This window comes from uncultured Gimesia sp. (genome assembly GCF_963972345.1).
Classification (GTDB): domain Bacteria; phylum Planctomycetota; class Planctomycetia; order Planctomycetales; family Planctomycetaceae; genus Gimesia.
Genome location: NZ_CAXAVM010000016.1, coordinates 44,525 through 56,934 on the forward strand (window position 1 = coordinate 44,525; position 12,410 = coordinate 56,934).

Annotated in this window: 5 protein-coding genes; 4 read left to right on the plus strand and 1 reads right to left on the minus strand. The window is 49.2% G+C overall.

The annotated features are described in order from the left end of the window. The first annotated feature begins 203 nt into the window (after positions 1–203). Together AACZ40_RS04590 and AACZ40_RS04595 are read left to right on the plus strand one after the other, a co-directional pair. On the plus strand, positions 204–875 hold the full coding sequence (locus AACZ40_RS04590) for a hypothetical protein (protein WP_291166936.1): 672 nt from the start codon (positions 204–206) through the stop codon (positions 873–875). A gap of 58 nt (positions 876–933) precedes the next feature. Continuing rightward, on the plus strand, positions 934–2,469 hold the full coding sequence (locus AACZ40_RS04595; protein ID WP_291166938.1) for an HTTM domain-containing protein: 1,536 nt from the start codon (positions 934–936) through the stop codon (positions 2,467–2,469). Positions 2,470–2,484: 15 nt separating this feature from the next. Here the strand turns inward: AACZ40_RS04595 and AACZ40_RS04600 are convergent, their stop codons facing one another. Further along, a complete protein-coding gene (locus tag AACZ40_RS04600) occupies positions 2,485–3,906 on the minus strand; it encodes a hypothetical protein (protein WP_291166939.1) in 1,422 nt (473 codons plus the stop codon). Positions 3,907–4,435: 529 nt separating this feature from the next. Here AACZ40_RS04600 and AACZ40_RS04605 point away from each other — a divergent pair. Further along, complete coding sequence (locus tag AACZ40_RS04605; protein WP_291166941.1) at positions 4,436–7,948, plus strand: hypothetical protein; 3,513 nt, start codon at positions 4,436–4,438, stop codon at positions 7,946–7,948. A 161-nt stretch (positions 7,949–8,109) separates the two neighbouring features. Further along, the coding region (locus AACZ40_RS04610; RefSeq protein ID WP_339673444.1) for a hypothetical protein at positions 8,110–12,410 on the plus strand (4,301 nt) is incomplete at its 3' end.

The following is a 12,410-nucleotide window of genomic DNA, read 5'->3' on the forward strand; positions in this document are numbered from 1 at the left end:
AATTCGAACCAGGCCTTCAGCCTAAATCGGACAAAGAGGTTGCTATTGACGTGAATTGAAATATTTACGATATTGCTCACCCATGAAATGAGGATGTAGTTTTCAGAAGCGCAATCTGAACTCTGGAATCATCTAATCCTCCTTTTCAGCATGTAAAAATCTGAAACATTGATCACATTGTCAGGCCAGGGAAGGCTAAACTGATGCGATTTATTAAACGTGGACTCAGCTATCTGACCATCGCCAGTTATGTTGGCATATTGTTATTTGGTATCCTTTGTCATACCTTTACTTATCGAACCGGCAGTCATCCCGGCATGTATTATATTGTCTGGGATATGTTCTGTGGCTGGTCTGCCTATTCTGTCCGTACGCATATCATCGGTGAAGGTATCAGTGGTAAGTATTATGAATTATCTCCCGGCCCCTGGGGTGATTTTTATCCCTACGGAAAGCTGGGTAGACGCCACTACGATACCACGGGAGATGCCTGGGTTCGCATGGCGATGAATACGCTCGATAAAACAGAGCATGAACCTATGCTGAGAATTCTCTGTATCGAGGAAACATGGTGTAAAAAATATAATCTGCCGGACATGGTCTGGGATCAGCGATATGAGGAACCCAAAGATTTCCAGAACTATTATCGTCTGCGCAGGGTGATTACCCCCGAAGGAATCGTGGCACAGTCGTATGTTCCCTGGTTGACACGCCAGGCGAGTCTGCAACTCAATGATAACCCACGCCTGATAGCAGAAATGAATCGTGGTCGTCCATTTTTCGCAGCAACGATTGGCAGTCAGGTAGAGGCCACTGCTCCCTCACAACATGACCCGAATCTTCCCGTTCACCTCGCCTCGCCAGTAGGTAATTAGGTCGAATTTTCGAGAGTCCCTTCCGTATCGAGTCGCTACATCAAACAGGATTTCAAGCATGGATGCCCCAGAAGTGATTTCAAACTCAAATAATTCTCTTCGTGATCGCTTCCAGAATTTCTTTTTTGCCAAAGAAGTTCCCTACGGACTGGCGATTGTGCGAATGCTGCTCCCCATGATCCTGCTGGGAACAGTCTGTACCCGCTGGCCCTATTCGCGAGAGTTATTCTCGGCCGATGGAGCCCCAGCGCCTCTGGCCGACATTTTTCAGTACTATGACTTTCTGCCAATATTACCAGGGACGGTTGTCGTTGGTCTGTTTGCTGCACTCGGTTTTTTCCTGTTCTGCAGCAGTATTGGCTGGATGACGCGGTTTTCGCTGATTGCTTCGACGATCCTTTATACTTATTTCTGTTTCATGGACTGCATCAGCATGGCGACGAAGTACTCCGTCATTGCAACGCATGCTATGTTTCTGCTGTCTCTTTCTCACTGTGGCGCTATCTGGTCTGTCGACAGCTGGTTAAAAGGCAGAAAACAGAGACAGTCGTGGCCTCAGTACACGAGATACGAATTACCTCGGTACGAGATCTGGCCACAAAGATTGATGCAGATACTGATCTGTCTCGTTTACTTCGGAGCCGCGATCACAAAAATGCATACGCCCGGATACCTGGAAGGCGATCAGATCAGCTACTGGGCAATGTCGCGGTATAATAATCCTCACCCGATAGGAGAATTTATGACACTGTATCCGATTTTATTATCGGTGATGTCATATATTGCCATGATCTGGGAAATTGCCTTCGTATTCGTCGTCTGGCGTAAATGGGGCCGAATAATTGGAATAGCAATGGGAACCGCATTTCATATTGGCACCACATTTTCGCTGGGACTTTATATTTTTCCCATGGTCTCCATATCCATTTATTTCTGTTTCCTCAATTCCGAGGATGTCCAGTGGATCTCTGCCCGCGTTCGTCGGCTGTCTCGCAAGGGAGGCTGGTTTTATCAGTTTGCCACAGAACTCGGTAAATTCAGAGAACGCCTGCGGCCACAATCGCTGTCAGTCTGGCAATCTCCAGCAGCCTGGATGACCAGTATCGCAGCTGTGTTAGTTCTCAGCATCTATGTTGAACATCAACAGGACCTGTATGGACTGAGACGGGCAGAAGGTAAGCTGGCCTTGCACGAAGTGGATCCAGAACTGGTCGCAGAAATGATGGGGCCGGAACAGGTCATGCGGGTGAAAGACAAGTTTCTTGCTGTTGATGTCGGTACACAGATGGCAGGCGGCTGGATCATTAACCGCAAACAGGAATTCAAAGCAGGTGAAATGATTCTCGTCCAGTGTGCGCTCAATCCCCCTCATGAAGATATCTGGATTGATTGCCATTTTTGTGAAGAAACCGGTCGCATCGTACAGCGAACCGGGCAGATCGCGGCGCGTGAAAATATGCGGGCCACATTTCAGATTTATCCTCCCGAAATTCTGGAGCCCGGTAATTACTATGTTTCGATCAGATCAAAGGGCAAGGAAGTGTTGAGGCGTTCGATCACATTACTTCCCAATCTGGCACCAGTTGCAAATTAAAAGGAAGCGGCGAAGTTACTTTTCCGCGTTCGATTTCTCCTGTTTTTTGTCTTGTGGAGATGTCACCAGTCTGCGAATGACTTCCGTGAGAACGGATTCAACTTCCGGTGACACGAGGCTGGCACTGGGACTCGATTCATATCCTCCCTGGCTGTAAGCGATTTCAGTGCAGATGTAACCGGGACCATAATCGCCATAGGCAGCCATACAGACGGTTTGTTGTGGGGCGAATTTTTGAGCCAGTAACTGATATTCAATAAACAGTTCGCCTGGCAAATGGAGGATGGATGCCGATTTCAGATGCAGACAGGTGATGGGAATCTGGTGACCTTGTGAGGCACGTTGATACCAGACAAGCCGAAATGCCGCGTAAGCGCGTTCTTTGGCTGTTTGATCCTGATCATTTACGATTGCCTGTAACTGTTCCGGATCCAGATGCTGAGAAACCGGCAATGCGGTCATTTCGGTCTTCCAATGTAAATCTGCAGCAGAAACAGGCGTTTTATTCTGTGTTTTAAACGCCGACTCCATGGCGCGCTCGACGCGCTGTGCCAGAATGGGTCTCATTCTGGTAGAGCCATCATTGTATTTTCCAGCAGCAATATTTCCTGCGGCGCCGTTGAAGTAAACATTCAGGGTTCCCGGTAATGCTTTGTTTCGGGCTTCCCGCGCGATTCCCACGAATTCATAGTTCACATCACCCTGTCCATAATAGCTTTGAGGGTGAGTGGCATAATAATTCAGAACCGCGATCGGACGATCCGCGTCCCAGAAACAGAGACATCGGAGCCAGGGGTCGATCAGCCCTTCGGGAGCATTGATGGCTTCCGGAGATTTTGATTTACTCCAACGCATGAGGCGGACTTTACCGTCTGTCCCCAGTAAACGACGATTCGAGGCAACCCGTTCTACTTTCGCTTTGCCAATTCCGAAATGCGTGACGGTCTGAGGGTTCTTCAATCCGGATCGAATCGCGTTGGCCACCTGTTCAATACACTGTCTGCCATATTTGTTGTCATAATTCTTTCCACCGAGTCCCTGGTCTTCCATGATTTTCCCTGTAGCAAAATCGATTCGGGGTGCGTCGTGCTGATGCAAAGAATGCACGGCAACACGCTCCGGCGTAGTTCCAGCGGCTTCGGCAAGCATTTCACGCCATGTGTCATAACCCTGATTTCCAATTCCGATGGCATCGACGGCACATAAAACGACCGGTTGTTCCTCAGAAATCAGAACCACACCCCGTGCAAAAAGAGGGGTTATGATTTTCCGGGCGGGGGCATAAGCAACCGGTACCCCAAGATCAGGAGTGACATCTACATTGAACGTTACAATTTTCAAATTCCCAGCCTCTACAATGGGTGCCGGACCATAGACCAGAATCAGGAGAAATGAAAGAGGCAGAATGAGTGAGCGACGAGTCAGTAAGGAAAGCATAAAATTGATTCCTGGCAGGGGACAGAGGGGTGAAAAATAAGCTCTATCAGTTTGAAGCTGAACTCCTAACTTAAATGGCTCTCGAGACTCAGGCAAGTTCGAGCGGGTGTTGCGCGACGAGTTCCCATTTTGAGATCGAGATTTCTCAGGAGATACCTGGTCCGAATTTCTGACGAGAGGCTCGTGCGAGTACTATGTCAGGCGGGTGAATCACCTTTTGATGTTCTCCTGTTTCATAGTCTTATTTTAGAGTTATTTTTAAATATTTTCGCAATTTCCGGTCTCTCAGTTACGTCCTATCTTCCAGACAATGAGCCAAAAAAACTATACTGAATTGTATAAACTCTGGGTTCGACGCTTTTTACGTGAATGTCCTGTCTTCCGTTCATTCTCAAAAACGCGCAGGGTACAAAATAATGTACGGGATTGTGACAATTTAAAACTTTAGAGTCTTCAACACTGTAAAACACAATTTTAGTGGCTTTGGAGACACTGCAATAAACCTGGTTACAGGCTAAGGGTGGGTTATATGCGATATCTGAGACGCGCACCTCGTTTTCTGCTGTTTTCTTTCATCGCCTGTTTCTGTCTGGGCATATCTGTTGTCTCCTTCGCCCAATCCTCCGTGGAAGCGGATAAGCCCGCCACCAGTCCGGACAATAAGGAGGCTGACTGGGATCGTCTGATTTATATCCCGTTCAAAAACATCAAGGACGTTTTCAATAAATCTGACGCCACGATCTTCATGCCTTACCTGGAGTACCTCGAACTCTGGGCCAGATCAGCAGGGCCCGGCACTGACCAGGAATTGAACTTTCCTGCGAAAGCTGTAGTCACCAGTTCCAGTTATCAGGCAGAGATTCAGGAGAATGTCGCTCGGATTCAATGCGATCTGACAATACAGGTTCTCGGAGACCCCTGGGTGGAAGTGCCATTACAGTTTGGTGAGGCCGCTATTGGAAAAGTCAGTTCTCCCAAGTCAAAAGTATTTTTGCGAGGGACCGGGAAAGGCAGTTATACACTATTGCTCTCAGAAAAAGGGGAACACCAGATACAGATTGAATTACTGACCCGTGTCAAGAATTCTCCTGAAGGGCGAAGTTTTGAATTTGTCTGTCCTACTGTCGGTATTACGACACTGGAACTGTTGATTCCCGAAGCCGATCAGAGCGTTAAAATTACTCCTCAACTGGTAAGACTGCCCACCAGTTCGCCCGCCGATGCCACACGCGTGAAATCCACACTGGGTGCCACCGGACAGATCAGTGCACTATGGTATCCCCGTGAAAGTTCAAAACCGGAAATGGATCTGCTGGCCAGCGTCGAGAATTCAACACTGGTATCCATTCGGGATGGCCTGGTCTATACCCAGGCAACATTGAAGTATGACGTGCTCCGGGGAGATATGCAGTCGGCACGAATCGCCGTACCCCTGAATGACCGCATTCTGGATCTTACTTCATCTAACACTAAAATCAAAAGCTGGAAGGTCGAGAAAAATGCAGACCGACAGGTCGTGCTGATTGAATTTCTCAATAAGTTACAGAGTGGGGCCTCCTTACAGATTCATACCGAAAAGGAAATCCCCGAGGAACCGTTTTCCATTCTGGGACTGGCCGATTCCAGGACGGATGGAATCCATGCTCTGGATGTCATTCGGGAAAGCGGGCAGATTGCCATTATCCCGGGAGAAAGTATGACTTTTACAGTGACTGAGACATCGGGAGTCACACGAAGTGAAAGCGCAGGGGTTCCGGAGAGTATTCAAAGACCGGATGCAGTTTACTATCGCTTTTTCAATCCCTCTGCCCGGTTACAGATTAAAGTACAGCCTCTGGAAGCCCGGATTTTTGTAAGCCAATTGAGTGAATGCAGTTTTGGAGAAGACGAAATCCGCTTGGGCTCTCAGCTGACTTATGATATTCAGCGTGCCGGGATTTTCTCGTTTCAGCTGAAAGTTCCGGAACAACTGGAGATTGATTCCGTCAATGTGGCGGGTTTGAAAGAGTACAACTTTGATAAACAGTCACGGATGTTGACGATTGCCTTACAGCAGAAATATCAGGGGCAGCTCAAAGTACAGATACGCGCCCATCGAGACCTGGAAAAAATCGATCAGGAATCAACTGTGAACGTTCCCTTACTTGAGCCAGTCAATGTGGAACGGGAAACAGGACAGGTTGCCATCTTTGCCCCAGAGGCAATGGAACTGATTATCAGCAATCCGGATGTCATCGGCGCGCAACCATCAACTGCCTCAAGCCGTCTCAAGTCAGGCAATCTCTCGCTGGCCTCCATGTGGGATTATAACCGTCGACCGGTAGAGATCCCGGTTCAGATTCGTATCAGGCCGACGCGACTGGTTGCTGATGTCGCCACCAGTGTCGATGTGAAAGAGCAGATTGCGGAAGTGACAAGTAGAATCCATTACCAGGTCCAGTATGCAGGGGTTGACACGTTCCGTTTTGCCGTACCTGAAGCGATTGCTGACCTGGTTCAGATTCGTTCCCTCTCTCCTGGACCGGCACCCTCTATTAAACAGAAAAGTCGGTCAGAACAGGCCGTCGATGGCTGGGTGATCTGGACAGTAACGACTCAACGGAGTGTGCAGGGCCCCTATGTTCTTGAGGTACGTTACGATATTACTCCCGGCTTGCAGGCAACAGTCACCAGTCCGGAAGCTGGAGAAAAAGCGGCGGAAGAAACTGAGGGAGAGAAAAACAAAGAAACTGAACCTGAGAAAAAGAAGCCAGTTGAAACCGCAGAGGGAGATATCGCATTAAAAGAGATTGTGTTGTCTCCCCTGAAAGTTCTGGGACTGGTGAAGAGTGAGGGGGACTCACGATCACGTGAGGTTTCCCTGTCGCGAGTCTATGGTGAAATTGCTGTTCAAAAATCAAAGATGCTCTCCGTCACAACTTCAGAACTCGACGAACAACTGGATCCGATTGATATACGCGAGCTCAAACTGCTGCCCCAGGAAGGTTTCCTGGCGTTTCGGTATTTCAATCAGCCTGTGACCCTGGAACTGGCATCGACCCGGCACAAAATCCAGGATGTTGTGGAGACGATTATTCTCAAATCGCTAGTTGAAGTCGTTGTGAGTAAAGAAGGCCGGTCTACGTATCGTTGTCGCTATCTGATGAAATCCAGTGAGCGACAACAGTTGAAAGTCGCATTACCTGCGGGTATGGAACCATTGAGCATCACAGTAGCAGGGCAGCCCGTCCCTCTGGAAAAGGCAGATCAAACCCAGGATGAAGAAGGCTGGTCTAACTATTTTGTGAATGTCGCCCGAGATCAGGCTTCGGATCAGTCTTTCCTCGTCAGCCTGCTGTTCACCAAAGCAGTGCCTCGTATTACAGACTCCTTCGGCGGTAATTTGAATTTACCCCTGCCGCGGATTGGTGGCGTTAAAGGCGAAAACGTCGTGGTCCAGCAATTGAAAACCGCGATCTGGGTACCAGATCAATACGCACTGGTGAATGTCTCGGATGATTTTCAGCCGGAATACGAGCCTTACCTGGACGGAGTCATTCCTCGACGAGGGGGGACTGATGTATCAGGTAATTTCTTTGATTCGTGGATTGGTGCTTCCGCCGGGTCATTGATCGACTTCCCGACTGAAGGACGCACTTTTATCTACACACGTCTCGGCGACAGTAGTGAAATCAGTGTGTCCTGGTGGAAGCTTTCATTTTATACATGGGTTTTAAGTAGCGCCCTGATTGTCATCGCCTTCGTCATGAGAAAAACACCGTGGGAAAACAAGGTCGCCGTCCTGATTTTTCTGGTATTCATACTGGCCATGATCGGATTGACGAATGCAGATATGGTGCTGCATGGACTGTATGTAGCCCGGTTTGGAATACTCGCATTACTCGCAATCTGGATTTTGTATTCCCTCGCAGGGCTGAGATCTGTTCAACCTGCGACCTACCCAAACACACAAATAACTTCAGGCGGACAGACTGCAGCGGTGATCCCACCTCCAGAGATCTTCGATGAATTCGAACAGAATCGATCTGACAAAGAGCTGTAAACTCTGACCGTTTCGATACAAGTGTAATAAGAGTTTTTCTATGAGTGACTCACATCATGAGGTTCGCCATGAGATTGAATAATAAAAGTTCTGCTGCCAAACCAATTTCTGACAGGCGAATCAGAATTTTACAGAAGGTATCCACAGGAGCTTTCCTGTTTGTGGTATCCGTTTCTATTTTGAAATTCGGCCTGAATCCACAGGCACTTGCAGCAGAGAAACCGACTGCGAAACAAAGCGCGTCTCAAGCTGTTTCAAAAAAATGGCCTGAGACGGCCGTCTATCTTCCCCTGGATCAACTCGATGCGATCATGTCACGAGACAAAAGTGGTGTGCTGTTATCAAAGAGCGAATATGAGACTTTAAAAAAACAAGCCAAACAGGGGGCAGGCGATGTTGATTTACCCTCGTCCCATGCCCTGATTTATGCTGCCGACTATCAAACGTCGATTGTCGATCGACAGTTACTGATCAAAGCGACGATTTCGATCAGGCAGTTTCGTCAGCAGTTGACGGTGATCAATCTGCCATTCAGCGGGTTGGCAGTCGAGTCTGCACAACTTGATCGGCAACCGGCGATGATTGCCCGTACGGCATCCAAGTCACAAATGTTGCAACTCTTCAGCCAAAAGTCGGGCGAGCATCAACTGGTACTGCAACTCTCGGCACCCTTAAACACAGTAGGCAGTGATCAGGTCTCACAATTCCAACTCCTGCCGGGGGTCGCCAGTCAATTTAAAATCGAACTGCCCGAAAAGCAGCACCTGATCGTGAATGAATTAAAGGTCAAACCTTCGGATTCAGCAGAAAAAGTGGTGGCATACGAATTCCCAATCGGGGGGACCGGCCAGGTTGGTTTGAAAATAACAGAACAGAGCCGCGAGCAAGCCAACGATTCCCTGATCTTTGCCCGGAGTGGAATCGGTATCTCCGTCAGTCCCGGTAAAGTCGCCTGGCAGGCGCAGACCACGCTCAGCATTTTTGGCCAGTCACTCGATCAACTGGTACTGAGTGTGCCGCAGAATCTGGAGATCATCAGTGTAGAATCGACCGGACTGGAGTCATGGGTGCTCAATGACAGTATGCAGGATCGCCGCCGTACCGAGATTACTCTGAATTATCGTCAACCCGTTGAAGGCGAACGGCAGATCATCTGTCGCGGTGTAATGACAACCCAGGCAGATGAAACGTGGCAGGTTCCCAATCTGATTATCGAAAAGGTCAACTCCCACGTCGGCTCGGTATTGATTCGTTATCCCCCCGGTGTCCGCCTGCAGGTGGAAAAAACGAATGATGTCCGTCGTAAGGCGATGCAGGATTCTTCCAGGGACAAACGTTCCAAAACAGATCCGGGGCTGGATTATGACTTCTGGCAGCAGAAATTCGAGATCTCCCTGGTAACACAGGAAAAACGTTCCGAAGTGCAAATGGCGGCTTCCACCGTTGTTGACCTGAATGAGCAGGGCATGGATCTGCGGCTGGTGACAACGGTCGAAAGCCTGTTTGCTCCCATGTTCGAATTTCAAATGAAAATACCGGCAGAGTGGACCATTCTGGGAGCCTCCCTGCAGGATAAGGAGATCGACTGGAAGGAATCGTCCCGGGAAGCCGGCAGCAAACTGGTCAGGCTGTCTTTTCCTCAACCGTTGCCCGCAAATCAGGAAGCTAAAGTGATTGTGACAGCGCATCGGGATCTGGAAAACTGGCCCCCGGAATCAGAGAGTCAACTGCTGAATATTCCCCAGGTGGAATTACCCCAGGCAAAAATTCTGGAAGGATCTTTGATCATCAATGCGGACTCTGACTGGGATCTGGTTCCCAGTGAACTTGTGAACCTGGAGCCACTTCAGGAACAGATTCCCCAGATGCGATTTGGGTATCAATATCAGGACAATCAATATTCAGGCAGCCTGAACATTTCACGTAAGCCATTACAGCTTGCCGCACACCATCTGCAATATGTCAGGCTGGACCCGACAACCCTGTTTTCACATTTCGAAACGACACTGAATGTCGAGCGAGGCAGTTATCGTTCCCTGATGGTGGCGCTCCCGGAAAGTGTCAGCCAGGATCTTCAATTTCGATTGATCAATGCAGCGGGGAAAATCTTAGAGCAGGTAGCACAGGAACCCCAAAATGGTGTGCGTGTCTGGACTTTAAAAATGGATCGTCGCCTGAGTGGCAAACAGATTCTGAGCGTCACTGTGGAACAGCCTCGCCAGAAAGGGGAAGCCGTGATTGTTCCCCAACTGCAGATTATGTCTGCAGATCGACAGTACGGCGAAGTGGCATTCGAAGCCGAGGGAGATCAGCGACTCAAAATCAAGGCAACGGGAATTCGCGGGCAGACTCTGGCGACCATCGATGCCGCCGAATTACCAGTTCCCGTCGCTTACCAGCCTCAGGAAAGGATTGTGGCCGCTTATCGGTTTGTTGGTATCGGACACCAGATTGAAGTTCTGGAAACACGCTTTAATCAGACTGCCGTCCCCACGGCCATTGCGCACCTCATGTCTCTTAAAAGTGTGATCGGCCCCAACGGAGAAGTACAAAATGAAGTGCTCCTTCATTTTTCCGCAGTCGGGATTCAGGCATTGCAGATTTCCTTGCCAGAAGGAGCGGAATTACTTTCAGCACTCGTTCAAGGAACCCCCGTTGAAGTTCGCAAAACGGAGAATGCGTTTATTGTCCCGATCACTTCAGATGTGCAGGAACATAATGCTCACACACTTCAGTTATTATACGACGCTAATCGATTGATGACTCAAGAATCCAATCAGCTGTCACAGTCTCCACCTCGGATCTCAGTCGTCGATGGTACGGGGGCGATTCAACCCTTACAGGTTTTAAATCAGACCTGGTCAATTCTATATCCTTACGATTATTTTGTCTCAGCAAGTTCGGGTGATTTCGTCCCGGATCAGCCTCTGCCTCGCCTGGGTATCCTGGAAAATCTCCGCCAGCATATCAGCCTGGTGTCCGCTAGAAGTGTATTCTATCGGTCTATGATTATCTTTTTTCTGGTGATCACAATTTTTGTGAGTATCTTCGCTTTTCGTAAGGGTGGATTCAGTGCCGTCATCACACTGCTCGCAGGTTTATGCCTGTTGCTGGCTGTCATTGGATTGATAATGGATTCTGGGATGCGAGCTTCTTCTCGTGAAGTATCAATCAGTCAAGGAGAAGCCCCTTTACCATCAGCTTATTACCTGAACGATGGTGTCGAACCTCAAGAAGGGACCGATGTTCGATTTCGGGATACCACTGTACCACTCGGTGGCGATTTCGATTTGAACGTCCAGCATGAAGCGGCACCCACGACTCACCCGGAAGAAGGTTTGACATATGGTTCCCAGCCTGCAGAAGTGGCTAATCAACGGTTACTCATGAAATCCAAACGCAGAATTGAAGGGGGCAAGGTATTTCAGCAATCTGGTCAGTCACCACGTATTAATGTTACACGGATCTCGCCGGACTCATCAATACAGGGCAAAGCTACTGACCTGCCTGGTCGTACTGCGGGAGAAGCTGACAAAAAGGAAAACGGAGATCAATTGGACGTTGCCAATCCCGAGCGGGCTTTGGGCGGACGATTGTCCGTGATCGCTTCACTGCCTCAACCGGAGAAATTCCGATCAATGGCATTTCAATATTATGGCGAGCCTCAGGAACAGCCCTTATCGCTGCAGGTTTCCCTGCAGCAGGCACGATCAAGTCAAAAGTTCTTTCTGGCGGTGATGTTCGGCGTCCTCTGGGCAGGCTGGTTACTGCGAAGATTAGCCTGCTATCATAAACTACTGCTTCTCCTGGCCGGAGTACTGTTACCTGTGGCTTGTAGTTCTCTGTTTCCTGTCCGTTTTCAACCCGTGCTGGACGGCCTGTTCATCGGCACTTTACTTACCGGTGTATTATGGGGTATCGAATGGCTGATTCGAACTCTCAAACGGGAATTCAAAGGCGCCATGAAGACTCCTTCCACGAAACAGGCAACAATAGCATCTCTGCTGTTGCTGGGATTTATTGGCACTAATTCTACTCCCGTGTTTGCCCAGAAAAAGCCGATCGCGGTGGAAGCCCAACATCAGACGATCGACAGTCTGCCAACGCTGCCTCAGAATCTGATCATTCCTTACGAAACGGGAACAGATCCACTCGCTTCGCAACGGATTTTTCTACCTCGCGAGGAATTCAAACGGCTCTGGAATGCCGCCCATCCCGACCAACCACTCAACCAGGAGACAGACTCTCTGGGAGCGATCAGTCAGGCTTTGTATTCCGCCGAAGTCAAACCCGGCGCTGAACCGGGGCAGGCAGTCGTGCATATCACGGGCAGGCTGGTCATTCATACTACGGGCTCTCAACCTGTCACAATTCCGCTCCCCCTGGGAAAAGCTGCGCTCAGCAGTGCCACATTAGATGGGAAATCAGCGACTCTGCTGACGCATCCGCTTAACCAGTTGAG